General features: G+C 38.3%; 23 protein-coding genes and 1 pseudogene. 9 read left to right on the top strand and 15 right to left on the bottom strand.

What is annotated here, in order from left to right:
* Positions 1–25: 25 nt before the first annotated feature.
* On the bottom strand, positions 26–229 hold the full coding sequence (locus E4N78_RS08830) for a virulence RhuM family protein (RefSeq protein ID WP_255810193.1): 204 nt from the start codon (positions 227–229) through the stop codon (positions 26–28).
* The gene (locus tag E4N78_RS08825) at positions 226–3813 is read right to left on the bottom strand and encodes an SNF2-related protein (RefSeq protein WP_255810192.1); all 3588 of its coding nucleotides are present in this window, start codon (positions 3811–3813) and stop codon (positions 226–228) included. The genes E4N78_RS08830 and E4N78_RS08825 overlap by 4 nt, the downstream gene beginning before the upstream one ends.
* Positions 3814–4238: 425 nt before the next feature.
* Between E4N78_RS08825 and E4N78_RS08820 the strand changes: the two genes are divergently transcribed.
* A complete protein-coding gene (locus E4N78_RS08820) occupies positions 4239–6032 on the top strand; it encodes a M3 family oligoendopeptidase (RefSeq protein ID WP_255810191.1) in 1794 nt (597 codons plus the stop codon).
* Positions 6033–6119: 87 nt separating this feature from the next.
* Here E4N78_RS08820 and E4N78_RS08815 read toward each other — a convergent pair whose 3' ends face one another.
* Together E4N78_RS08815 and E4N78_RS08810 are read right to left on the bottom strand one after the other, a co-directional pair.
* Positions 6120–6773 carry a 3'-5' exonuclease gene (locus tag E4N78_RS08815; RefSeq protein ID WP_002669823.1) on the bottom strand — a complete coding sequence of 218 codons (654 nt, stop codon included), beginning with the start codon at positions 6771–6773 and terminating at the stop codon, positions 6120–6122.
* Positions 6773–8536, bottom strand: coding sequence for a phospho-sugar mutase (locus E4N78_RS08810; protein WP_255810190.1), 1764 nt, complete (start codon positions 8534–8536; stop codon positions 6773–6775). The genes E4N78_RS08815 and E4N78_RS08810 overlap by 1 nt, the downstream gene beginning before the upstream one ends.
* Before the next feature lie 384 nt (positions 8537–8920).
* Between E4N78_RS08810 and E4N78_RS08805 the strand changes: the two genes are divergently transcribed.
* Positions 8921–9766: an Rpn family recombination-promoting nuclease/putative transposase gene (locus E4N78_RS08805; RefSeq protein ID WP_255810189.1), complete on the top strand. Its 846-nt coding sequence runs from the start codon at positions 8921–8923 to the stop codon at positions 9764–9766.
* Positions 9767–9833: 67 nt separating this feature from the next.
* Here the strand turns inward: E4N78_RS08805 and E4N78_RS08800 are convergent, their stop codons facing one another.
* Positions 9834–11534: a YifB family Mg chelatase-like AAA ATPase gene (locus tag E4N78_RS08800; protein ID WP_255810188.1), complete on the bottom strand. Its 1701-nt coding sequence runs from the start codon at positions 11532–11534 to the stop codon at positions 9834–9836.
* Between the two features lie 269 nt (positions 11535–11803).
* Here E4N78_RS08800 and E4N78_RS08795 point away from each other — a divergent pair, with 269 nt between their 5' ends.
* Positions 11804–12607, top strand: a complete 804-nt coding sequence (locus E4N78_RS08795) for a zinc dependent phospholipase C family protein (protein ID WP_255810187.1) — start codon at positions 11804–11806, stop codon at positions 12605–12607.
* A gap of 35 nt (positions 12608–12642) precedes the next feature.
* Here the strand turns inward: E4N78_RS08795 and E4N78_RS08790 are convergent, their stop codons facing one another.
* The 6 genes and pseudogenes from E4N78_RS08790 to E4N78_RS08765 form a co-directional block, all read right to left on the bottom strand.
* Positions 12643–13764 (bottom strand): tetratricopeptide repeat protein, encoded by a 1122-nt coding sequence (locus tag E4N78_RS08790; protein ID WP_255810185.1) that lies wholly within the window; start codon positions 13762–13764, stop codon positions 12643–12645.
* Complete coding sequence (ispG, locus tag E4N78_RS08785; protein WP_255810183.1) at positions 13761–14924, bottom strand: (E)-4-hydroxy-3-methylbut-2-enyl-diphosphate synthase; 1164 nt, start codon at positions 14922–14924, stop codon at positions 13761–13763. The genes E4N78_RS08790 and ispG overlap by 4 nt, the downstream gene beginning before the upstream one ends.
* A gap of 87 nt (positions 14925–15011) precedes the next feature.
* Positions 15012–16112 (bottom strand): annotated as a pseudogene (gene purM, locus E4N78_RS08780) (phosphoribosylformylglycinamidine cyclo-ligase).
* A gap of 38 nt (positions 16113–16150) precedes the next feature.
* Positions 16151–17464, bottom strand: a complete 1314-nt coding sequence (gene purD / locus E4N78_RS08775) for a phosphoribosylamine--glycine ligase (protein ID WP_255810181.1) — start codon at positions 17462–17464, stop codon at positions 16151–16153.
* Between the two features lie 80 nt (positions 17465–17544).
* Positions 17545–18315, bottom strand: a complete 771-nt coding sequence (locus tag E4N78_RS08770) for a DpnI domain-containing protein (RefSeq protein ID WP_255810180.1) — start codon at positions 18313–18315, stop codon at positions 17545–17547.
* Positions 18316–18357: 42 nt separating this feature from the next.
* Positions 18358–19050: a hypothetical protein gene (locus E4N78_RS08765; protein WP_255810178.1), complete on the bottom strand. Its 693-nt coding sequence runs from the start codon at positions 19048–19050 to the stop codon at positions 18358–18360.
* Between the two features lie 225 nt (positions 19051–19275).
* On the opposite strand from E4N78_RS08765, the gene E4N78_RS08760 reads away from it, so the two are divergent.
* Positions 19276–19578 (top strand): HigA family addiction module antitoxin, encoded by a 303-nt coding sequence (locus tag E4N78_RS08760; RefSeq protein ID WP_255810176.1) that lies wholly within the window; start codon positions 19276–19278, stop codon positions 19576–19578.
* Here the strand turns inward: E4N78_RS08760 and E4N78_RS08755 are convergent.
* Both E4N78_RS08755 and E4N78_RS08750 read right to left on the bottom strand, forming a co-directional pair.
* Positions 19575–20396, bottom strand: coding sequence for an endo alpha-1,4 polygalactosaminidase (locus E4N78_RS08755; protein ID WP_255810175.1), 822 nt, complete (start codon positions 20394–20396; stop codon positions 19575–19577). The genes E4N78_RS08760 and E4N78_RS08755 overlap by 4 nt on opposite strands.
* A 41-nt stretch (positions 20397–20437) precedes the next feature.
* Positions 20438–21157, bottom strand: a complete 720-nt coding sequence (locus E4N78_RS08750; protein WP_255810174.1) for a class I SAM-dependent methyltransferase — start codon at positions 21155–21157, stop codon at positions 20438–20440.
* 164 nt (positions 21158–21321) lie between these two features.
* Between E4N78_RS08750 and E4N78_RS08745 the strand changes: the two genes are divergently transcribed.
* Positions 21322–21957 carry a TetR/AcrR family transcriptional regulator gene (locus E4N78_RS08745; RefSeq protein WP_255810173.1) on the top strand — a complete coding sequence of 212 codons (636 nt, stop codon included), beginning with the start codon at positions 21322–21324 and terminating at the stop codon, positions 21955–21957.
* A gap of 11 nt (positions 21958–21968) precedes the next feature.
* On the opposite strand, the gene E4N78_RS08740 is transcribed toward E4N78_RS08745, so the two are convergent.
* Positions 21969–22232 (bottom strand): Txe/YoeB family addiction module toxin, encoded by a 264-nt coding sequence (locus E4N78_RS08740; RefSeq protein WP_255810172.1) that lies wholly within the window; start codon positions 22230–22232, stop codon positions 21969–21971.
* Positions 22233–22234: 2 nt separating this feature from the next.
* A complete protein-coding gene (locus tag E4N78_RS08735; protein WP_002669190.1) occupies positions 22235–22492 on the bottom strand; it encodes a type II toxin-antitoxin system RelB/DinJ family antitoxin in 258 nt (85 codons plus the stop codon).
* A gap of 173 nt (positions 22493–22665) precedes the next feature.
* Between E4N78_RS08735 and E4N78_RS08730 the strand changes: the two genes are divergently transcribed.
* The 4 genes from E4N78_RS08730 (at position 22666) to E4N78_RS08715 (ending at position 25896) form a co-directional block, all read left to right on the top strand.
* Positions 22666–23997, top strand: coding sequence for an MATE family efflux transporter (locus tag E4N78_RS08730; protein ID WP_255810171.1), 1332 nt, complete (start codon positions 22666–22668; stop codon positions 23995–23997).
* A 241-nt stretch (positions 23998–24238) separates the two neighbouring features.
* Entirely contained in the window at positions 24239–24520 is a 282-nt protein-coding gene (locus E4N78_RS08725; RefSeq protein ID WP_255810170.1) for a hypothetical protein, read from the top strand.
* A gap of 135 nt (positions 24521–24655) precedes the next feature.
* Positions 24656–25117, top strand: a complete 462-nt coding sequence (locus E4N78_RS08720; RefSeq protein ID WP_255810169.1) for a toll/interleukin-1 receptor domain-containing protein — start codon at positions 24656–24658, stop codon at positions 25115–25117.
* Positions 25118–25257: 140 nt separating this feature from the next.
* Entirely contained in the window at positions 25258–25896 is a 639-nt protein-coding gene (locus E4N78_RS08715; RefSeq protein WP_255810168.1) for a TetR/AcrR family transcriptional regulator, read from the top strand.
* Positions 25897–25951: the final 55 nt, after the last annotated feature.

The raw sequence follows: 25951 nt of genomic DNA, 5'->3' as shown, positions 1-25951 counted from the left end.
TGTTCAAAAATAGTGCGAAAATCAGTCATTGTGTGCTCCTTAATAATGTTATTTCTTTGTCTTTGAAAATATTTGCAATATGTAAGCTGATATTTTGCTTGGAACTTTCAAAAAGTAAAGCAATCTGCTGTTGATTCATCCATATCATATCGTCCTGCGCATATAATTTCACATTAGTTTTACCGTCTTCAGTATTATAAATAATTATTTCATATTTTTTTTCTATCATACAAGTTTTTTCCTCTCTATACTTTCCGTGATAAGTGCTATTGATAATGCAGTATGTGTATCGGCTGCAGGTTTATTTTGACATGCTAATTGATAAAGTGCTGTAATGATAGAATCTTTGTTATCAAATAACGCATTAGCTTCAAAATTCGTTTTTAAAACTTGTTTTGCTACTGTAACATTGTGGTGTATGAGCGCATCGGAAATGACATTGAGCATATCGCGCAAGTTTTTAGAATTAATGTTTGTGTATAATTCTTGTATTTTAGTCCGTGCTTGCGTTATCTCTTTGTTCTGTTTGCTTTTTCTTTCCCTCATAATCAATGCTGAGTTTTGTTTATCTTTTTCATAGCATTCCATAATCAATCTTTTACAGGCTGTGATGGTATCCATATTTATTTCAGACTGTTGTGTTTCAAGTTGTATCAGTGGTTTTAACGCTTCAAAAAACTCAAGTTGGCTAACTTGCTGGGTCTTAATATTGGACGAAAGATATAATAATGATTGCATATACTCATGCCGATCGTTATATTCGTGCATCGCAGCAAATGATCCGTGTTGTAGATTTTGTATGGCAGAAATAACAGGCTTGTCTATCGCTTTTAGTTTGGTATAATCATCCGGCTGTTCTTTTTGAAATGCCCGTAATTCTGCAATAAACGGCATAATCGGAGATTCTTCATCATCATCGACTGTATATACCGGCGGTGAAAAATGCCGTACCGTTTCTTTTGTTGAATAAATTTGCGAATCTTCACCGAATAATTCATGAAAGGCTTGCAATTTTATATATGTTCTATTCTTAATATTTATTTGTGCATCACCCAATGTTGAAGGATAAAAATTATAATTCCATATTTCTTTTGCTTCCGTACCGATACGGTTAATGCGCCCAAGCCGCTGCATAAGCCGTGTTGCATTCCACGGCGAGTCATAATTTAAAATTGAATTAGCTCGGTGCAGGTTTACTCCTTCGGAAAGGACATCTGTGGTAATCAGTATTTGATAGTCATCCCGCTTTTCGCCCTTGTAATTTGCATCAAAATTTGCCGCAATAATATCTTTCATATCATCACGATTTGCTGCCGTAATTGAAAGAACATTGCAATGCGGTATCGGCATTTCGTGTAATTTTTGAACCAATGCTTTTTGAGTTGCAATACATTCGGTAAAAATAATTAACTTTCTATTCTTATTCCTTCTTTTATTTAAGAATTGATTAGCTGTTTCATAAATAAAGGTACTCATTTTAGGATCTGCCGTTTGAACATCCCATTTTGAACATAAGTTTTTGATAAGCTGTAAATCATTCTGTAATAAGGTGATATAGCTTTCATCAAAATCAGTTCTTTTATATTCTTTATTAGAACCTTCATATTCGCTTCCGGAATTTCTTTTATTCGCTTTATTCGCTTTATCAGCTAGCATGTTAAGGCACTGCTTAAATCCGCCATTTTTTCTGAGTGCCCTATCGCTAAGTTCTTTATTTACATCCAAATCGGGGCAAATAAAAATACGATTTACTTCCCACATCCTAATCATATTTTCAGTGTAACGGGATAAGTTATGCAGAGACTCTTTAAAGGCTGCTTGGCTGCTTTCAAGCCGTTTAACCAGCAATATTTCCATCAGCTGGGCTAACCGTTCCGCCGTATTACTTACCGTTAAATTTTTTACTTCGTATAATGCTCGATGCTCTTTGTTTTTCAGAAATTCAATCGCTCTGTAGCGGTAATAACCGAGGCCGTCTTTCCCGGCTTCTGTTCCGAGTGCAAGCAGCTGATTTCCCGCTTTGTCTATCTCAATCTGACTCACCTGCGGTGCAATAATATTGAGGGTTGTGTTAAAAAGCTGCTCCAGCTCTCCTTTCATCTCATAGGGTATTTCAATCGGTTTATTTATTTTAGGAAATTTCAATGCTTGAGTTTTTACATCGTCTTGATAATATTTTTCAATATCCGTTCGAGTACGTCTGATTATCAGCGGTTCGACAATATGTTTCCGTATATCTTTATTGTCCGCAATAAGACTTTTTTTATCTTGAGCTAATTCTTCCGATGTCTTTTGAATTTTTATCCCATTCACAAGTTTATATCGTTGGATATACTGCTTGTATCGGTCTTGTTTCTCTTTAAAGTAGCGTTCAAGATCATTTCCAAATTCGCCGAGGTTACACAGGGTTGCATTTTTATGTTCACGTTGGAATAAATAAATTTGATTCCGTAAATCATACGGAGTATTATTTTGTGGGGTTGCCGAAAGAAGTAAAATATATGGATGAGGATTTATACTTCCTATTAAGTCATCAAGTTTTTGATACATGAGTGTATTGCTGTTCCTAAAGCGGTGACTTTCGTCAACTACAATCATTCCGTATTGTTCTTTTTTAAATACGATATCAAAATCATTTCCATCAATATAGCCGTCACTTTCGCCGCTGTCATCAAGACGCCCGATTGTGGTAAGGTTAATACGCTGTGCAATTTTTTTCTGAGGAAATTCGTTTTTGTCGAAATAGTTGATTGAATCTAGCCAACTCTGGTGAATAGCGGGCGGGGTGATAATTAACACCGGATGAGTAAAGTTCGTTTCTATCAAGTGCCGTTTTACGATCATCAATGCAGTAAAAGTTTTGCCGAGACCGACTACATCGGCAAGGATAAAACCGTGGTGCCGCTTCATAATTGCAAAACCTTGATTGACAGCTTGATTTTGATAGGTAAGCTGTTTGAACTCCTCGTCATGAGGGATATATTCATCAGGAGTGATTTTGCCGTCGCCGTTTATTACTTCATCAAACTGATCGATCAAAAATTTAATATAGGTTTGATAGGGAGAAAGTTCGGTATACGGCGGTTCATGTTGAGGTTTGGTTTGATCTTCCTTTTTTTCACTTTCTATCCCTATCTCCGATTTTTTCAGCACCTCTTCCAAAAACTCTTGCGTCCAATCGGAAGCTAATGCCCATTTTTCATTGAACCATGAGATATGACCTTTCGACCTGTTTATTTCATCAGGTTTTGCAGTGATAATCTGGGGTACCGTTTCCAAATAATTCAGTTCGGAATTTTCCTGTAATCCTTTTCCTGTAAAGTTGCTGCTGCCTATAATGCCGAAAGCTCTTCCTTCACCGTAAAAAATATAGCACTTTGAATGGAAGAATTGCTGCTTATCATTATCTGCACCTTGAAAAATACGTATTTCTATTTTGGGGTCTTTTTGTCCTTCATGCTGTTCTTTGCAAAAGTTCAATAGTAATTGCACAGCCGGAATATATTCCGATTTCACTTTTAAATCGGCAAGATCGGTTCTGATAAAATCTTGAGGATAATCGGCATCTTTATATTTAACGTCGGCACTGTACTGCGCAAAAAGATACGGGTCCTTCCCGATAAGAATGCGCAGGTGTGTGTCCGCTGAGTGTTCCAAGAATGCCCGAAGTTCTTTTGCAATCAGCTGTGTGCCGGGAATATCCCAGTAGCCGGTTGCAATGTCGATGCGGGTAATACCGGAGATGTTGATCAGTTCTTTGAGCGTATCAGTCAGTTTTAAATGTTCGGAATTGTCAATCAGCGTACTTTGCATTTTTTCCTCTTTCTATCTTGCCGTAATTATATTTTCAAAACAATGGGTACAGTATATCACAGTATGGGTAAATTTAAAAGACTGCACATAAGAATTTAAAGCTCGTTTTTTATTAATTTTTTGCTTTCGAACAACAGCGGGGTGGCTACGCTTTTAAGGCTGCCGGCGGCGTTCTATTCGTATTGACATACTATGCCGCCTATTAGTGCCGTAATAGGGCACATGTTTCAGCTCTACATGAGACGATCTCGTGAAAAATTTGCAATAAACGATTCGTTTCGACACTATTGTTCTAAAGCCGCCGATACCTCTATTCGAACCTTTCGCATACGGTTTTAAATATTATATATTATTGACATAAGCTCTCTTATAATATAAAATTATTTTCAATCTATGGAGAACCATCAATTGATAAGGAGATACTAATGCAAAACAAAACTGCACCGAGATGGGATTTAAAAAATATTTATCCCGATTTTAAATCAAAAAAATATGCGGAATCAAAAAAGAAAATTCCTGCATTGACTTCCAAGTTTGAAAAACACTTAAAGGCTTTTTCAGGAAAGGACTTAAAAAAATGGCTGGTAAAAGCTTTGGATATTTTAAACGAATTTAATGCCGAAGCTGAAACTCTTTATGCCTATGCTTCGGCCGTGTATACAACCGATACCGAAAACAAGGAAGCTTTATCTGAGCTTAACTCGATATCGGCTCTCTTTGTTCCGTTTACGCCCCTTGGAGTGCGCTTTTCGAATATCTTGGCTTCCGTTTCCAAAGAGGTAAAGGCCTTGATTAAAAACGACAAGGATTTAAAATATGCTTCTTTCTATTTGGAAAATACCTTGTTTTGGCAAAAAAAACAGATGAGCGAAGAAGAGGAAGCCTTGGCTGCCGATCTTGCCCGCTCCGGTGCTTCGGCTTGGAGCAAATTACAGAGCACGATGACTTCCACAGCTTCATGTATTTGGGATGAAAAAACTAAGGAAGAAAAAACCTTGGTTCAGCTTAGAGCGATGGCCTACGATAAGGATGAGGCTGTCCGCGAAAAGGCTTTTAAAAAAGAACTTGAGCTTTGCAAGTCCATAGAAAAGCCCGTTGCCGCAGCCTTGAACGGCGTAAAGGGAACTTCCATCACCTTAAATAAAAGGCGTAACTGGAAGGGCGGCACAATCGAAAAATCTGTAAAGCAGGCAAATATAACTCAAAAAACTCTTGACTCATTAATTTCCGCCATCGAAGATTCTCTTCCTGCATGGAGAAAGTATTTAAAGGCTAAGGCCATGCTCTTAGGCAAAAAGGATTTACCCTTTTATGACCTCTTTGCTCCGGTTTCAAAATCATTTCCGACATATACTTGGGAAGAAGCAAAGGCATTGGTAATCGAAAACTTTTCTTCATTTTCAAAGAACATGGGAGACTTTGCAAAAAAGGCCTTTGCCTCCAACTGGATAGACGGCGAGGTACGCAACGGCAAGGTCGGCGGAGCCTACTGTACTCATTTTCCCGTAACAAAGGAACCCAGGGTTCTTTGCAACTTCGACGGCTCTTTTTCTTCTGTAAGTACCTTAGCGCACGAGCTGGGACATGCCTTTCACTTTAATGTTGTAAAGGATATGCCCGTAATAAATCAAAGCTATCCTATGACCCTTGCCGAGACAGCTTCTATTTTTGCAGAAACCATTTTGTTTGAAAGCGAAATTAAAAAAATGAATGAAGAGCAAAAAACGGCTCTATTGGAAATTCATCTTCAAGATGGATGTCAGGTATTGATCGATATTCTTTCTCGTTTTTATTTTGAACGCTCCTTTATGGAAGAAAGGGAAAAGCATGAACTCACAGCTGAAGACTGCTGCCGCCTGATGCTTGAAGCTCAAAAGAAAAGCTATGGAAACGGGCTTGATTCTAAATTGCTTCATCCATATATGTGGCTTGTTAAGGGGCATTATTATTCTGCCGACCTGGGCTTTTATAACTTCCCCTATGCTTTCGGTCAGCTTTTTGCTCTCGGTCTTTATAACCGCTATAAAAAGGAAGGAGAAAAGTTTACTTCCGTTTACGAGGATATTTTAAGAAAGACCGGTATGATGGATGCCGTTAAGGTAACAAAGAGTGCAGGCTTTAATATCGAAACTCCGGACTTCTGGAAAGAAGGCATAAAGATTTTTACGGATCAGATAAGCGAATTTGAAAAGCTCGTAAAAAAAGCAAAGAAAAAATAAGCCTTATTGTTTTGATAAAATATTTATAAGCCTCGATTGGTTCTTCTCAAAAAAGAATCAATCGAGGCTTTTTTAATTTGAGCCTTTTTAAAATAAATTTTGAACAAGTTTGCCGCCGTCCGTTTCAGGGTCCTTGGTGCTCAAATATTCGGAAATATCGACATCCTTTTTATAATAGTCAAGCATATCCTTGTTTTTTTCAAAGAAATGGCTTACGGCTATTTTGAAGAATTCCATACAGACTCTGGCATCGTCCTCGGCACGGTGGGCATTTACGGCTTGAACGCCAAACTGTGTTGCAAGGTTTTGCAGGGCATAGCTTTGTAAGCCCGGAAGGGTTTCGCGTGCAAATGTTAGGGTGTCAAAAACCTTGTTTGTAAGCTTTGTTTTTCCGCACCTTTCAAGCTCGCAGTTTATAAAGTTTATATCGAAGCTTGCATTATGGGCAACCAAAACTGTGTTGCGGATAAAGTCCAAAAAGTCGGGCAAAACTTCTGCGAATTTAGGCTGGCCTGCAAGCATCTCATCGGTTATCTGATTTACCTTGCCCGCTTCGGGAGGCATGGGTTTTTCAGGGTCAATTAGAACATTGTAGCGGGCGATAACTCCGCGAATGTCGAATTTTACGCAGCCGATTTCGACAACTCTTTCTGCCTTGGCCTCCGTGCCCGTTGTTTCGGTATCGAAGGCCGTAAAAACCGCCTTATCATAGACGGCACTGATCCAATCGTAAGAGCTCATTATGTGTTTAGTACCCCGTTAAATTCTTTTTCAAATTCGGCAATCTTTTTATCCGATTGTTTTTTAGCTTCTTCAACCGATGAAACAACCTTTTCGGAATGGATTATGTATATCTTTATCTTGGGTTCGGTGCCGCTGGGCCTTATGCATATTATGGAGCCGTCTTCCAAATAATATTGAAGAACATTGCTTTTAGGTAAAGTAACTGTAGTTTTTTTGGAAGGTTCTAAAGGAGAATATTCCGTACTTTCCTGAATATCCCTGATGGTTTTTACCTTCACGCCGGCAATTTCGCTTAAATTTCTTTTCCGCACTCTTACCATCATGTCCTGCATAATCTTTAAGCCTTCTGCTCCCGGGTATACCATGTTGATGGTCTTTTCTCCGTAAAAGGCAAATTTAGAAAAGATTTCGTTTAGCCTGTCTAAGAGGCTCTTTCCCTTGCTCCTCCAATAGAGGGTCATCTCGGCACAAATTGCAGAAGAGGCAATACCGTCCTTATCTCTTACCTCGGTTCCGAAGTTGTAGCCGAAGCTTTCTTCATAACCGTAAAGATAGGAGTGGGAGCCCGTGCTTACCATCCTTTCGGCAACGCCGCATATCCACTTAAAGCCGGTAAGACATTCTTCGCTTTGCACATTGTAAGAGGCCGCAATCAAATCGCTTAAGGGGGAGGTTACTATCGAGCGTACTATTGCGGCATTTTGAGGCAGTTTATTTTGTTCTTTTAATGTAAGACAGATATAATCCGCAAAGAGGGCTCCCATCTGGTTGCCGCTTATAAGCTGCATTTCGCCTGCATCGTTTTTTACTGCACAGGCAAAGCGGTCGGCATCTGGATCGGTGGCCATCAAAATATCGGCTCCTTCCTTTATAGCCAAATCCATGGCCATCTTTAAGGCTTTCGGGTCTTCGGGATTGGGATAGCTTACCGTCGGGAAATTTCCGTCAGGTTCACGCTGTTCGGGAACGCTTATAACATTAAAGCCCATTTCTCCCAGAACCTTTTCTACATGCATAGCTCCCGTTCCGTGAAGGGGAGTGTAAACTATCTTTACCTTGGAAGCCATATTTTTAATAATTTCTTGACGGCTGATTTTCTTTTTAAGCATAGCCCAGTATTTTTCATCGATTTCTTTATCGATTATTACGAGCTTTCCGTTTTTAAGAGCTTCTTCTTCGCTCATCATTTTGATTGAAGAAACTTCTCCTACCTTTTTGATGATGCCCGAATCATGGGGCGGGGTAATCTGGGCTCCGTCCGACCAGTAGGCCTTGTAGCCGTTGTATTCCGGAGGGTTGTGCGAGGCTGTTACTACAATTCCCGTATCGCAGCCGAGTTCCCTTATGGCATAAGAAAGTTCCGGCGTAGGCCTGAGGCTCGAAAAAAGGTAACAGCGGATATTGTTTGCCGCAAAAATCAGAGCAGCCGTTTTTGCAAAAACATCCGAAAAGCGTCTTGAGTCGTAGGCAATTACGGCACTTAAAGAACCGGCCTTAGCCTTGTCAGGCTTTGCTTCAATCAGATAATCCGCAAGTCCTTGGGTTGCATTTTTTATTACTAAAGGATTCATGCGGTTTGTGCCGCCTCCTATGATTCCCCTTAAACCTGCCGTTCCGAATTCCAAATCCCTATAAAAGCGGTCATATAATTCTTTTTCATCGTTTTTTTCGATTAAAGCCTTAACCTCTTCTGAGAATTTTACTTCCTTTTCTTCGGAAACATATTTTTTTGCTCTATTTAATATTTCATTTTTATCCATAAAAAGTCCTCCGTTTATAACTTTATAATTATATCACAGTTCAGAGGTTTCCTGCAAGGGTGCGAAAAGTATTGAAAGTATTGATTGATTCTCTTACAAAATTGCTGAAAGTGTGGTATAATACAACCAGTGAGGAAATAGCTATGAGTACGGCAAACAGAAAATATAAAGACTCGGTATTTGTCGACCGTCAACGACTGTACATCCGTGTACAGTCGTTGACTTCGAGTTTTGAGCAAAGCTCAAAACATCGCATTTGCGTGGAACCACCGCCATCCGTGGCGGTTATATAGTATGAGTACTTTTGCAAATAGGCGGAGCAGATGCAAGGAGTTAGGCAAAAAAGTACCGCAGGCGTATCGGGTATACGTCGAGGACACTTTTTTGCCGTGCGACGCAGCAGATGCCCGTATATTTGCAAAAGAGAATTTTTTGTCGCTTTACAATGCATTACACGGTACACACCTTCCGCTTTCGTCTCCTGTAGAAAATATACGGCTCGATAATGTCATGTATATGAACATAATCAATGATGTTTCCTGTCTTGTAGATGGTAAAATTATCATTCTTGCAGAACACCAATCCACCATAAACGAAAATATGCCTCTACGATTTTTAGAATACATAGCAAGGCTCTATGAAAAGCTGCAAGCTCCGACTGACAGATATTTAAGAAAACTGTCAAAAATACCTACACCTGAGTTTTATGTTTTCTATAACGGTAAGGAAGACTATCCTGAAAATACAACATTAAAGCTGTCCGATGCGTTCATCACAAAACCGGAACAAGTGCCGCTGGAACTTACGGTACAAGTTTTAAACATAAATACTGGTAAGGCAAATAAAATCCTAACAGTGTGCAAACCGCTTGAAGAATACAGCCTCTTTGTAGAAGAGGTAAGAAATCAAACACAACTTGACTCTGAAAACGGTTTTACAAATGCCATAAAAATATGTATAGAAAAAGGAATTTTAAAAGAATACTTACAGAGAAAATCACGGGAGGTAATAAATATGTTAGTAGCCGAATACGATTATGATACGGATATTGCAGTACAAAGAGAAGAAAGTCTAAAAATTGGCATACAGCAAGGAATACAACAAGGTTTTTCCGATGGGGTGTACAAAACTAAACTTGAAACAGCAAGGAATTTATTCCGTTTAGGATTGTCAATTGAGAATATAGCAGAAGCTACAGGCCTTACCAAAGAGGAAATCGAAAGCATCTGATACCATCGCCATCAGCGGCATTATTGAAATGATTTTTGCAAATAGACGAGGTAAGCAATAAAACCGGCTATAAAAAATCCGGAAGATACTTTATCCACTGCCTCAAGGCTGCTGCTTCTTCGATATGGGCCAAAGAAATATTTTTGCTTGATTCGATGTCGGCGATTGTGCGGGATATTTTTAAGAGGGCGTGGCTTCCTCTTCCCGAAAGTTTTTTTGAGTCAACAATCACGGAAAAAAATCTTTCCGCCTCGCCGCTCATTTTACAAACTTCAGCCGTTTCTTGGGGTGAAAGTTTTGCGTTTTCATAAATTATGTTTTGCACTTTTTTCTCCTTATTTGTAAATTTTAATCTTTCCCATTGAATGAGCCTTGCGTTTTTAATTTTTTCTCTCATCGTTTGGGTAGAATATTTTGCCTCCGCCAAAATATTTTCAGGTTTGGGCGGCATTACCGGAACCCTTATATCGATTCTGTCCAAGAGGGGGGCTGTAAGTTTTTTCCAATATTTTTCGATTTCATAGGGGAGGCAGGTGCAGACCTTTCCGGGGCTCCCGAAGTTGCCGCAGGGGCATGGGTTAATTGCAAGAAGGAGCTGAAAGCGGGCAGGGAAGGTGCTGCTTCTTCCGGCACGGCTCAAGGTTACGCTTCCCGTTTCTAAGGGGGCACGGAGGCTTTGCAAAACGCTTGCCTTAAATTGAGCGGCTTCATCTAAAAAAAGAACGCCCCCGTGAGCGAGGGAAACTTCGCCCGGCATACATTTTCCGGCTCCTCCTATGATGCCTTCCATACTTGCATTTTGAGAAGGCATCCTAAAGGGCGGCCTTTTTAAAAGACGGGGGTTCGGTGCCGATTGGGGCAAGAGACCGGCGATGCTGTAAATGCGGGTTGTTTCCATTGCTGTTTTTTCGTCCATGTCGGGGAGGAGGAGGGGAAAGCGGCTTAAAGAAAGGGTCTTTCCGCAGCCGGGAGGTCCGTAGGCTATGAGGTTATGCCCTCCTGCCGCCGCTATTTCTAATGCCCGTATCAGGCCGTCCTGTCCGCGGATATCCTCAAAGCCTTTTACCAAGCCGAACTCGCTTTTTGAGTCTTTTTGAAAATCGAAATCTTCCGGTTCTTCCATATCGCTCCATACAAAAAGAGGTACGGCTCCCTTATAGGGGAAGCTTTCTTTTTTTAACCCCTGAGGCTTTGTATTGAATTTCCCGTTTTCTATTTGGTAGAAAAATTCCAGAGCTTCGATTAAATCGGACACTCCGAATACATTGATGCCGTCTTCGATGAGGGCTTCGGCCTCGTTTTCTTTTGGAACTATAAAGTATTTGATGCCTTGAGAACGGGCTGCCGAGATAGCTCCTATGAGACCGCGCACAGGCCTTACCCTGCCTGAAAGCTCAAGCTCGCCCATTATCATCACGGATTCTTTCTCCCTGTCTTCATCTTGGGGAATTATAGTTTGAGCTTTTGCTTTAACCTCTGCCGAATTTTTTTCTGCCTCTTTTGCAGTTAGGACGGCGATGGCAATAGGAAGATCGAAACCGCTTCCTTCTTTTTTTTGATCGGCAGGGCTTAAATTTATCAGTATCCTGCTTACGGGAAATTCAAGTCCCGAATTCCTGATAGCAGCCCTCATTCTATCCCTTGCTTCCTTTACCGCAGAACCGGGTAGCCCCACTATGTCGATAACCGGCAAGCCTCGCCTTAAATCTGCCTCGACCTTAATCAATTCTCCTTCATACCCGAATGACGAAAAACTTAAAATTTCCATTATATACTCCTGTCTTCAATAATAATTTTTTTTACCATCTAAAAATTTGCGATGTTTGCCCTTGGGCAAACTCGAAGATAAACATGTAGGCTTGTATTTCAAGCCGAAATGTTTATCATGCCTCTCTACTATTATTTTATGAAAAAAATGATTTATGTAGTAAAATTTTGGGAGAAAAATATTTTCTCCCTAATTTTCTTGGCTTGAAAATAGATTTTTTTTGATTATAATTAAAGAAGCATAGGGTGTATGTATTTTTGGAGGTATTTATGCCGGATTTTTACGCACATTATATACATGGACAAAGGGTTTTTGCTCTATTGCCTTCTGAAATTGCCGCCGGAATTTCAAATAAAAATTTATATAATCTAGGCTTACAGGGGCCTGATTTTTTGTATTTTCATAAACCTTTTAAAAAGGATAATAATCCTGTTTTGCAGCTTGCAACGGATATTCATAATACAAATTGTACCGATGTTTTTAATGTCGTATTAAATAAAATTAGAATAGAGCCTAATACGGATGAATTTTCTTACATGATGGGCTTTATAGGACACTTCGGTTTGGACAGCTCTTGCCATCCTTATGTAAATGCTATGGTCAAGGAAATGAAAAGAGACCATGCCGAGATCGAAATGGAATTTGAAAAATTTTTATTAAAGCAGGACGGGCTCCATCCTCTTAGGTACAAGGCTTATAATTATATCGATATAAATGAAAAAGAAGCTGAAGCCGTTGCCAATATCTACAGATGTCTTCTCCCTTCTATAACAAAAGAAGATATTTTGTGTTCTTTTCGTAGTTTTAAAATGGGGAAAAAATTTTTCTATGCGCCTACAAGATTATCTCAAACTTTAAAACTTTCTTTAATTAAAATCTTAGGTCTTTATGATTTTTTGCAGGGACACATCATTAGGACTTCCGATCATCCTAAGAGCAAAATAACAAACGAAAACCTTTTTTCTCTTTATAATACTTCCGTGGAAATAACGGCTGAGCTTATGGATAACTTTTATAAGAATCTTACGGAAAATAAACCGCCCTTAGACAGGTTCGGCTATAATTTTGCATAAAGATCTTATCAGCAATTAAAGATGCAGGTATGCTTTTATTTATTTTTTATCATTTGCTCTTTTTTATATATAGCTTCTTGGGCATATTTAATCGAAGGAATTGATTCTGCCAGTTTTGAATAGAGATAAGAAGCTTGCTCCGTATTACCGTTATTTAAAAGGCAATCTGCAAGATTCATAAAAGCTCTCCAAAAGTTTTGTTTTTCGGCCCACAATATAACTTCTTGTTTTCTATTAAGTCTATGGAGCAGGTCGGAAAGGTTGGTGTATTCATAAGTGTAATTGTCTTTTGAGATAAGGTCATCAAGGTTCGTTATAGTTATTATAGAAGCTAAAACAGCGGTTGCAAGAGCTCTTCTGTTTTTGCCCGCTTCCATATATATATCCGTTAAATCCATGTAGGCTTTTAAGGCTATCGGATTACGGTTTCGGTACAGCAAAAAGAATTTTTCGGTTGTTTTTTCCGAGCTTATTGTTTTAATCATAGCTTGAAGAGCCTCACTTTCCAAATTTGTAGTTCCGTATATGGGGTCTTCGGTTAAAACAAGCAAGAGGTATTTTTCCTGTTCATCGTATTTGCGCAAAAGTTTTGATGTGTCGGCAAGTGCGTAAATTATATTGAACCTTTCATCCGGTATTTCCAAGAAATTGTGGAAATTCCATGCTTCCTTATAATAGTGCATGGCTTGCTCATAATCTCCTTCTGCAAAATAAATTCGGCCTGTCAAATAATCCGTTTCAGGGAAGGCCTTGCGTTTTTCGAGCCATGACATTAATTTTGAAATAGACTTATCAAAAAATACGGGCGGATGAGTTAAAAAGATTTCATCTAAAATTTTACAGGCATCGTGGTCTTCTCTTTTATTTAAAATTGCATAGACATCCGAAATATTGTCTCCCTCTAGTTTTACCCTTTTCGGTTTTAGGGCATTGAACATATAAGAATATTTTGCTTCCATTTGTTCTTTATGAATATCCCGTGCCTTATTTGTTAAGTGGAGGGCCAGGCCGAACTCTCCTTTTTCCATTTGAATTTTTGCTTGTTCTAAAAGATGCCAAGGCCTTTCTTTTTCATCAATAGTTTCCAAACAAAAAAGGTTTGAGTAAAAATAAAAAATAGATAGTACGATAAAAATAATTTTTAATTGTTTTTTCATAGACTTTGAAGCTCCTCTATAAAGGCTTTATCTACTGCCTCAATTTTTTCTTCTTCGGTTAATTTTTTTAAATCCAAGCGTTTGGTAATTGCTCCGTGTTTAAATATTATAACGGAGTCTTCTGCTCCGGTAATTCCAATGTCTGCATGCTTGCCTTCTCCGGGGCCGTTGACTACGCAGCCCATAACGGCAATGCTTATGTCCTTCTTTTCGGATAAGAGTTTTGTCTGCCATCGTTTTACAAAGGCTTGAACATCAAAGCCCTTTCTTCCGCATCGCGGGCAGGATATGAGCCTTATACCGCCTTGCCTTTTACCGCATTCGGTTAATATTTCTCTTCCGGCTATAACTTCATTTTCGCAAGAATCGGAGAGGCTTACTCTTATGGTGCTTCCTATGTTTTGTTCCAAAAGCCTGTAAAAGGCTATTGTGCTTTTTACAATACCTTGAATAAGGGGGCCTGCTTCAGTAACTCCTAAATGAAGGGGATTGTCGAATTTTTTAGCAAAGATTTCGTTTGCCATAACCGTTTCCCGTACATTGGAAGCCTTCATAGAAACTACGGCATCTTTAAAATCGGCTTTTTCGAAAATCTCCAGTTCTCTTGCCGCAGCCTCGGTTAAGGCATCAGCTCTCAAAAGGGAAATCTCATCATCTAAAGCCTTTTTGGCGCTGCTTAAGTTTCTTTTTGCATTTGCCTCTTCTATTTTCTTTTTTAGATCGGAAGGCAGAGAGCCCGAATTGACCCCTATTCGGATAGCAGTTCCCGTATCCTTTGCCTTGCGTATAACTTCTTCCGTTTTTTCTTTTGAACCGATATTTCCGGGGTTTATGCGTATTTTTGCCGTGTCCCCGTCCATGCACCGTAAGGCCAGTTTATAGTCGAAATGGATATCGGCCACGAGGGGCATCTCCGTTAATCTGGTGAGCTTGACAAATTGCTCCGCAGAATCCATGTCGGGAACTGCAAACCTCACGATTTCGCAGCCCAATTGTTCCAATTCATTTAGGCTTTTTACAATAGAAAGGAGATCAGCCCCCAATAGGCTTTCTTTCCACATAGTTTGAAGCAAAATCGCTGAAGTGCCTCCGAGAGTAAGTTTTTTAACCTGTCCTTTGCCGCCTATCTGAATTGTCCGCGGTAGTTTTATCGAGTTCATATCAGTTCATTATCGGCATAAATTATTCAAAATACAAGTTTTATTATAGGGAACTTCTAAAAACTTCAGTTTTTAGAGGTTTACCCTTCACTCTAATATTGTTACAGCCTTTTGGGTTTGATTGTCGGCTTTTTCCAGTTTGCCGATTATCCATGATTCTTCTCCGACAAGTTCACGATATTTTTCGGCCATGTCGGGGGAAACAACGGCTATCATTCCGATACCCATATTGAAGACCCTGTACATTTCGTCCCCGCTTGCACCGGTCAATTTTTGGATCAGGGGGTAAAGAGGCGGTACGGGCCACGAGCCTTTTTTTACCTTGATGACGAGGCCGGCAGGAATAACGCGCGGAATGTTTTCGATAAAACCGCCGCCTGTGATGTGGGCTAGGGCTTTTACGATTTCGGGATGCTCCTGTAAGATTGGATAGATTGCATTAAGATAGGAGCGGTGCGGTTTTAATAGAACCTCATGTAATGGTGCTTTTAATTCGGGGTAGACGGTATTAAGGTCTACGCCTTTAAAGGCTGTTCTAATCAATGAGTACCCGTTTGTATGGGGACTGTCAGAGGCAAGGCCTATCAGGATGTCTCCCTCTTTTATGTTTTTTTTGGGAAGAATCTTTTCTTCATCGACGGCCCCGACAATGGTTCCGGCTATGTCGAATTCTCCTTCCATATAAACGCCCGGCATTTCCGCCGTTTCGCCTCCGATGAGGGCACAGCCCGATTCTTTACAAGCCTTTGCCATGCCTCCTACTATGTCGGCAATCATTTGCGGATCCAACTTTGAGCTTGCAACATAGTCCAAAAAGAAAAGGGGCTTGGCTCCTTGAACGAGGATGTCGTCAATGCAGTGGTTTACTATGTCTTGGCCTATTGTTGTGTATATACCGGCTTCGGCCGCTATTTTTACCTTTGTTCCGACCCCGTCCGTAGAACCTACAAGGACCGGCTTTTTCATTTTAAAAAGCTCTTCGGTGCCGAAAAGACCTCCGAAGGTGCCTACATCCGAAAGAACGGATTTATTAAAGGTTGATTTAACCGCTGCACTCATTAAGCGAACGGCCTCATTTCCTGCATCAATGTTCACGCCTGATGCGCTGTATACCGAACTTTTATCTTTTGATAGTTCTTCGCTCTTGCCCTTTGGCTGCTCTTGGTTTTAATTTTTCATTTCGTTCATTTTATTTCTTCCTTTTTATTTTATATTTAAATAAATATTTATTTAAGTTTGTTTAGATGTTCCAGTCCGCGTTTTGCAATGTCCTTTCTGTACTGCACTCCGGGAAAATGTATGGTTTTTATTTTTGCATAGATATTATCCATAGCTTTTTGTAAGCTCTTATCGTTTGAGCTTATACAAAGAACTCTTCCGCCCGATGCGAATATTTTGGAGTCTTTAAGGGATGTGCCTGCATGTATTACGCTAACCTCAGGGGAACCTTCCAATTCCGAAGCGGACAATTCTACCGGTTTTGATGAAGAAAGAGGATAGCCTTCACTTGCAAGCACTACGGTTGCCGCATAGCCTTTCTTCCATTTAGGCATAGCTTTGTCGAGGCTTCCTTCTGCGCAAGAGCTCATGGTTAGAGCTAAGTCCCCATCAAAAAGCTGCATTAAGACTTGGGTTTCGGGATCTCCGAATCGGCAGTTATATTCAAGCACCTTGGGTGTAAAGCCTTTGCCGTCCTTTGTGAGCATGAGGCCTGCATAGAGAACCCCGATGTAGGGAGTGCCTCTTTTTTTCATTTCTTTTACAATTGGAAGAATCGTAAGAGCCGCATATTTTTCGGCTTCTTCGTATGAGCAAATCGGCGTAGGGGCATAGGCTCCCATGCCGCCGGTGTTGGGTCCTTCATCATTGTCTTTAAGCCTCTTGTGATCTTGCGAGGGCGGCATTACGGCTATTTTTTCTCCGTCCGAAAAGGCAAGGATTGAAACCTCTTCTCCTTCAAGGCGTTCTTCTATGACTACCTTGTCGCCTGAGGCTCCGAATTGTTTTTCGATCATTATATTTTTAAGTTCGGCTATGCCTTCCTCTTTTGAGTCGGGCAGGATAACTCCTTTTCCCGCTGCAAGGCCGTCAGCCTTTATTACAAAGGGGTAATCAAAGCCTTCAATATATTCTTTTGCTTTTTGAAAATCGGTAAAAGAAGAATATCTTGCCGTGGGAATGGAAAGAAGGCTCATCGTCTCTTTGGAAAAATCTTTGGAGGCTTCCAATCGGGCACAAGCCTTTGACGGCCCGAAAAATGCTATTTTTTTGTTTTGAACTTTTGCTTTTTCTTTAATCAGGTCTTCGAGGCCTAAACACAGAGGAATTTCGGGGCCTGCAATTACAAGGTCTATTGAGGTAGAAAGAGCAAAATCGGCAAGTTCTTCGATATTGTCGGCCTTTATGGGAATGTTTTCACCCAAAAGGGCCGTGCCTCCGTTTCCGGGTGCTATAAAAAGTTTACCGAGAGAAGGTGATTCTTTTAGCTTTAAAGCTATTGCATGTTCCCTTCCGCCTGATCCGACAAGCAGTATATTCATCTTTTCCTCCAAAATAAGGTGCTGATGTTTTGAGTGTTAAGTATATCAAAATAAGGGTGGAGGGGCAAGGGGAGGGCGGCTTATAACTTTTTATATTTTCCTCTTTCTAAAAATTTTACAAAACCCTTGTCTCTTAAATATTGGAGTTGTTGTCTTATCTTGTCTTTGATAAAATTATTTTCAGGATGTTTTAATTTTAACTCATTTTCAAAGGCGTATATTTGGTTTAAAGAAAATTCTTCTGTGTTTATTTTTTCTATACAAGCTATTATATCAAGCAGCCAGCCTCGAGATTCAATATTTGTTTTTTTTAGGGATTTTATTTTTGCATATTTGTTTATTATTTCTTTCGAGTCTGTTTCGATTTGATCTTTTATTATAAATATTTTTCCTGCATCGGGAATTTTCGAAATATCTATATTGCATCCTATCCATCCGGCTCGTCTTGCTGTATTTGATAGAGGCTTTCTTTTTAAAATAATAGATGGAGTAAAAAAATGATTTGGTATCAAAATAAAATTTGATACCTCGTAGTCCTTATAAGTCAGAAAAAGAAAGTTCGGATTTCTATAAGATGTAATTCTTTCAATCATTGTTTTATAGGCTCCGTCCGTGATGATATTCGGTAATTTTCCGGAAATGCTTTCTTTACTTTTTAACTCAAAATCCGATTTACAGTTTTTACAGAAGAAATCTCCTGCCGGATAGTTATTTGGATATGCCTCGATTTTAAGTTTACCGCAAATCGGGCAACTAAAATTTCTTAGTACCCAATCCTCTGTTAGCACCCTTACCATCTGAGATTTACTGTGGTATTTTTTAATTAAAGAAATATCAAATCGGTATATCATAATTATCCCAAATAATTTTCTACCAATCAACTAATCTTAAATTTAATCCTTATCAAAAATATCCTTTACGGTTTCTTTTTCTGTCTTTGCTTTTGCTTCTTTGTAGTCGCCGCTTTTAATAATAAATAAAATAGCACCTAAGTCAAAACCTATGTCGCAAAGGAAAAAGGGTTTATTGTCGGTGTATCTGAATCCTGTCCTTGCACTTAAAAGCTTTGATTTTAAAGGATATTTTCTTCCGGCAAAGGGATATATTTCTTTTGTGATTGCAAACTCCAAGCCTGCATTTATTTGAAACCTTGAGATTATGACAGGATCGACAGCATGAATATTCGTAAAAAGATTTAGTTCAAAGGTGTCGGATATAAAATTTAAGGTATTAAAGCTTAATTCTGCATTTATAAAAGACATAATAAAAAGTCCATGTTTAAAAAACGCCGATCTTTGGTCGGCAGCACCGTTGATGGTTTCTATTTCTTTATTGCCGCCTTTTATATTCATATAAAAAGGACTTAAAGATAAATTAAACCCCGAATCCAAGTCTTTAAAATAAAACTTAAAAGCAGAAATATTTATGTCCCATGCGGCCTTAGGTTTTTGTGCTTGGAAGATACCTCCAAGTTTTACATCTCCCAAGGACCAATAAGAATTAAGGTCAAATCCGTAAGCGGAGAGGGCTAGGCTTAAAAATAAAACAAAGCTTATTTTTTTTATATAATTTTTAAATAGAATCATTTTTCTTCCTTAAGACTAAATTATTTTAGATTGAAAAAAGTTAGTGCTAAACACAAGAAATAGTTAATAATATAAAGACAATACTCTAAAAACTGCAAGATGTCAAGACTGCTATAAAAATGTCGAAGTATAAGGTAGAAATATTAAAAATACCATGTTATACTCTTGACTTATACCTGTTAATCAGGTATAAAAAATTGTAGATTATCATTGATGGAGGTTGTTATGTCAAAGTTAATTCCTACACCTACAATAGGCGAAATTTTAAACGAAGAATTTTTAAAACCGCTCGATATAAGTGCTTATAGGCTTGCTAAGGATATAGCTGTTCCTGTATCACGTATTCAAGATATTTTAAAAAATAAACGAAAAATTACTGCCGACACCTCTTTACGGTTTGCAAAGTACTTTAATGTTTCAGATGATTTTTTTATTAACATACAAACGGAAATAGATATAAGGAATGAAAAGATTAAGCTGGAACAAACAATAAAAAATATTAAGCCTATCCCTATATTTGTCAATTAAAAAGGTTTATAGAGCTGCAATGAATGGGAAATGTCGTAGATAAATCCGTTGCTTTGACAATACGCCTTTATGTCTTTTTCAATTTTTTTACTTGGGCCGTATTCCAGTAAATAGACGGTAAATCCATAGGTTTTACATTGATCCAAATAGGCAAAAAAATACTCTCTGTCTTCTATAGGTTTTACTCCAAATGTGTTATCCTTAAAATTTATTTCGGTAAATACGCTTTCCTGATTGATTCCGTTTACGATTCCTTTAAGAGCATTTTGCTTTATTGCTTGACTTATAAAAGTATCTCCGCCGTTTATTATAATAGGTTTATTTTCTTTATGTATTTCATATAAAAGAGTCATAAGTCCCCGATATATTTCGGGTGTTTGATAATGATAATAAACATCGGCATTATCAAGAAAAAAACCGTCTATACCTTTTTGAGATAATAGCCGTGCTTTGTCCTTTATTCTTTTTTGCCATCTTTTGTCCGCAACATTTATCCATTTTTCTTCATCCCAATTTTCATAGTCGCTTAAAGCTATATATTTAAATGCTTCATAATCATCGCGGAATGTTTCGATAGAGCCGATGTTTAAATAAGAAAATATATTAACATTTCCGTTTTTGTGAAGCTGTGCTATATCTTCTTTAGAAAAAAATTCAGCATCAATTACCAGTGTTTTTATTCCTTTAAGATTTACCGCTTTGTCGGGGGCCATACCTATCAATACTTTGTACTCTTTGTTGTTTTCTGCCGCCATGCCTTTTATTACAATAATCGTAAAAAAAATCAAAACCATGTAAAGATATTTTATGTTTTTCATAAACTGCTTTTTATCAAAATGAGAATATGGGATTATATCTCTTATTTATTTGCTGTGTATACTACGGCATAATCTTCTGCACGGCTTTCCGTAAAGGTATAATCCGAATAGGCTGAAACGGATTTGAATCCTGCCTGCTTAAATAAGGCTAAAAGCATTTGCTTCTTCAGAGGATGTAATACCGTAAAATCCGAACCGACGGTACTGCGCTGCTTATCGGTAAATTCTATAGTAAACCTGATATCCCCATCAGGTAAAAAATCATAGTGCCTCTTAAAAATAAAATCTTTCGTTTCTTTATCTTTAAAGTCCATTTTTTTCTCGGCAAGGATGCGGTCATAATTGAGAACTTCAACAATAAAGATGCCGTGTTCCTCTAATGACCGATACACGGAACTAAAAAAACGGCGGAGAATATCTTCATCACGCAAATGCGGAAGCGTATTACCGAAACACAACACACCCTTAAATTTACTGAACTGCATAATATCGGCGATATCTGCATGATAGAACATAAGCTCACCTGTTTTGCGGATACACGAAGCTTTCTTTTCTGCAATTCCAATCATCTTTGCATTTAAGTCGAGTCCGCATATATTATATCCCTTTTGATATAAACCCATTGCAAGTTCACCGGTTGCACAGCCTGCATCGCACAATCTGCCCGGCAACGGACAAAGGTGTTGTATAAATTCAAGTTTTTCCGTTTCAAGCGGAAAAAGTTCGCTGTAATGTTCTGCAATTAAATCGTATACATTCATAGTTTTTCCTTATAAAGTAATCAGCATTGGTAATAGTTTTTTTGTAAAATATCTAGGCTTTAGTATATGGTTAAGTGCTATGGTTATCAAGGGGTAAAAATTTTTCCTATTGACAAAGTTTTTTCTTTAAATATACTGGTAACATAGTTATCAAGGCAGAAAATATGAATACCGGAACTTACGCACAAACACACGAAATGATTCTCAAAAATGGTAAAGAACTTTTTTTGAAAGAAGGCTTTGAAAGAGCCAATTTGCGGGAAATATGCAGGCTTTCAGGTGTTACTACAGGCGGATTTTACCGGCATTTTAAGGATAAGACCGACCTTTTTTCCGCGTTGGTGGAACCTGCAATTCAGGGATTGCAAGCACAGTATTCCGCCTCCGAAAAACTGTGCTTCAGCGTGCTTGAAGAAGGCGGCATAGATGAAATATGGAAAGTATCGGCTGAAGCACTTGAAGATTTTGTTTCTTATATTTTTGATAATCTTGAATCATTTAAGCTGATTCTCTGCTGTGCCTCAGGTACAAAATATGCCGAATTTACCGATTGGATGGTGGAGCGGGAAATGAAAGATATGTATAAAACCTACGAACTGCTTGAAAAAAAAAGCATTATCGTCCGACGCCTTCCGCCGAAAGAACTGCACATGCTGACCCATGCTTATTTTTCCTGCATTTTTGAAACCGTACTGCATAATTTCAAAAAAAAAGACGCTTTGAACTCAATGAAAACCCTTGCCGATTTTTTTTCTGCCGGCTGGAGGAAGGTTTTCGTATTGGGAGATGGGGAGAAATAGGGTTAGAAAGATTATTTATCATTATAATGATTTTTACACTGAATAATTTTTATTATTTCATCTTCAATTTTATAAACAAGACGATGCTTTTCATCTATTGCTCGCGACCAATAACCGCTCAGATTTCCTTTTAAGGGTTCAGGGTGACCAATTCCATCGTTGCCGTTTCGTTCAATATCTGAAAACAATTGATTTATTTTTTTGAGAATCTTTTTATCATGGATTACCCAATAAGTGTAATCTTCCCACGCATCATCGGAAAAATCTTTATGCAATGTTATACCTCAACAAGTTCACGAATTGAATGTTGCCCGGTTTCCATTTGAGTTTTAGAATGTTCCAAAGCTTTTATATTTTTTTCCGAATAAAAAGAATTATCTTGAACAATTTCAAATGGAATTTTACGCTGTATTAAAGTTTGTTTTAAAAATATACGTATCGCAGTTGTCGTATCCATTCCTATTGATTCAAAAAAAGCATCTGCATCCTGTTTTAGAGTTTTATCTACACGTGTCTGTAAAACTGCTGTTTTCATATTTACCTCTTATTATTAATATACTACAAAAGCAATAAAAAAGCAATACTTTTGCATAAATACTCTTTATCCCCTTGACTTTTTTCATATTTTAGATAACAATGTTAGCATATAGTGTTATCAATTCTTAATTAAGAATTATGAATTACAAATTAATTTTTAGGAGAATTACAATGAACCAAGATATGAAAACACAGTTATTGACAAAAAGTCCGAGGGAGCTGCTTTTTAAGCTGGCAATTCCCGGGATAATCGGAATGGTCGTTATCGGGCTGTATCCGTTTATGGACGGGGTGTTTGCAGGAAGAATTATCGGCGATTATGCAATGTCCGCAATCAGTATTTCTATGTCGCTGACGCTGATAAACGGAGCAGTGTCGGCCTTACTCGGTGTCGGAAGCGCTTCAATTCTGTCGCGGGCAATCGGCAAGGGTGATACGGAAACGGTAGATAAAATCTTCGGCAATGTTTGTTATTGGGTGCTGCTTTTCTCGCTAGTGATTACGGCAGCAGGTGTGCTTTCAGCTCCGTACTTTTTGGAAATGGTGGGAGCAAAAGGAGCGATTAAAGATTTAGGCGTGCGGTATTTGCGGATTGTATTTTTAGGTTCGGTGTTTGTAAACTTTGCTCAAGCCGGAAACATGACCATGCGAGGCGAGGGTGCTCTGAAACAATCCATGTTCATTATGGGAGCGGGGGCATTGCTCAATATCGTGCTGGATCCGGTTTTTATGCTCTTGATGGGAGAGTACGCAATTGAGGGAGCGGCGATTGCTACGGTGCTATCGCAAATGGTGCAGGCGGTTTTAACTCTGCGGTATTTTGCGAAAAAAAGTCCCTTTGTCAAAATACATAAAATTAAAAAGTATAAAGAAATTTACCGTGAAATGTTCGGCATCGGAAGCTCTGCTATGCTTATGCAGCTTTTGTTTGCAGTGCAGCAAACGGTTTTGTTCAAACAGGCGTTTACCTTCGGCGGCGATAACTGGGGGATTTTAATGTCCGCTACAATGCGGCTATACATGTTTTCGTTTATTCCGCTCTGGGGTATGAGTCAGGGCTTACAGCCGGTTATCGGTGCAAACTACGGAGCCAAGCAATACGGAAGAGTGCGGGAAACGATGAAGCTTTTTATGTACGGCGCAACGCTTCTTGCGGCTCTCTCGTGGGTTCCGGCAATGCTTTTTTCCGAAAGCCTTTTGTCAATCTTCAATGTACGCCCGGAAATAATTGCAGCAGGTCTTATCAATTTCAAACTGTTTTATTCTACATTTATTTTATACGGAATTATGATTATGACGCTTACCTTTTTCCAATCTATCGGAGACGCTAAAAAATCCGGAGCGATTGTCCTTTTGCGTCAGCTCATCCTCTTTGTTCCTGCCATGCTGATTTTGCCTCATCTGTTCGGAAGCCTCGCCGTATGGTGGGCGGAACCTGCCGTTGATTTTACAATGATACTTATCAGCTTTATCATGCAGCAGAGAGTGTTGAGGAGGTTGTGATTGGAAATTGGTAATAGGGGAATGTTTAATGAAGAATTTGGGTGGTCTCCGGTTCCGATCTTTTTCCACTTATCGTTAAAAAAAAGTCATTACAATAAGAGATTGCCTAGTTGGAAAAAAGTTAGTAAATGGGTATAATGTAATTCATAATGATAAACCAAAATAAAATGTATCGAAATATACAATACAAATTGTTATTATTTCATAATATGTAAACATAGAACATTAAGGAGGAGCATTAATGATTGCTTCATTTTATTATGATAGAGTCAGCCGAGTTGAAAAAGAAATTGCTGATTTACAAAAAAAGATTGCAGATGAAACAAAAAAAGAGCTAGATAAAAATAAAAATATATCAAATATTGAAAGATCAATAACTAAAAGTTCATCATTATCGACAATACAAAGTAAGCGACGACAAATACAAAATTATCAACATGATATATTAAACATAAAGTCAAAAATTGCCGATTTTCAAAAAAAAATTGCAGATAAGACAATTGAATTGAGAAAACGAAAATAAGAAGTACAAAAAGCTGAAGAGGCGGATATAAAGAAAAATCAAAGGGAGCAACTTGTATTTCAACAAAAATTAGAAAAAGACATTAAAGCTCAAAAAGATAAATTAGATATATTAATTAGTCAGAATTATTCTAATATGGATAAGCCGATCTTGCCTTCTTATGCTGAATCTAAAGAATATGACTTTTTTATATCACATGCCTCTGAAGATAAAGATGGCATTGTTAGAGAACTGGCACTCGCTTTACAGAGTGAAGGGCTAAAAGTCTGGTACGATGAATTTATATTAAAAATTGGTGATAGTCTAAGAAAAAGTATTGATAAAGGGCTCATAAATTCTCTGTATGGGATTGTAATAATTTCTCCTAATTTTATTAAGAAAAATTGGACTGAATATGAATTAAATGGAATGATAACAAAAGAAATGAATGGGCATAAAGTTATATTACCTATCTGGCACAAAGTAACAAAAAATGAAGTTATCAATTATAGTCCAGCACTAGCAGATAAACTTGCTCTAAATACATCAATCCATACTGTTGAAGAAATTGTTACATCTTTAAAAGACTTACTTAATGATACGGTAAAATATACATAGAGAGTTTATAGTATATAATAAGAAGTTCTCTCATACCCACAACCAACCTCACTCGTTTTAAAAAATATCTAGAATCCCTTATTGACAAAAAACTAAAAACCCTTATAATATAACTAAGCTATATTTGACAGGTGCTTTTAATGGGAAACGGAGATTTTGACCTTACGCATAAGAAAATTCTGGAATGCGGGAAAAAGATTTTCAAAGAGAAGGGCTTTGAAAAAGCCAATCTGCGGGAAATCTGTGCGCAGGCGGGTGTTACGACCGGAGCCTTTTACGGTCATTTTAAAGACAAAGAAGCTCTTTTTTCCGAATTGGTGCGGCCGGTTATTACCGATATAGAGTACCATTATAGCTTGCTCAAACAACAAAGTTTTACAATGTATAAAAAAGAAACGGCTATCACAAAACAAACAATCGAAGCAATCCTCGATTTAAAACTAAAGGGAGCCGTCGATATGGTGTCCTATTTTTTTGATAACAAAGATATTTTCGAGCTCTTGGCGTTTTGTTCATACGGAACAAAACATGAGCATATTTTAGATGAAATAATAGAAAAAGAAGATGAAAATCACCTGAAAATCTTGGAGATGATTCACGGGAAAAAGAAGGCTGCCCAAGTAATCACCAAAAAAGGCATTCACTTACTGAACCATGCCTACCTGTATGCACTATCGGAAGTTGCCGTTCATTGCGAAACAAAAGAAGAAGCCGAACACAATGCCTATTTAATTGCGGACTTCTTTAATGAAGGCTGGAAAAAAATGCGCACGGTTTAATTGTAATTATGAATGAGGAAAGTGAATCTATTTTTTTTAAATTCAAATATAACAA

It is taken from the genome of Treponema denticola (assembly GCF_024400535.1).
In the GTDB taxonomy this organism is placed as follows: Bacteria; Spirochaetota; Spirochaetia; order Treponematales; family Treponemataceae; genus Treponema_B; species Treponema_B denticola_C.
This window is presented reverse-complemented; position numbering and strand designations above follow the sequence as displayed.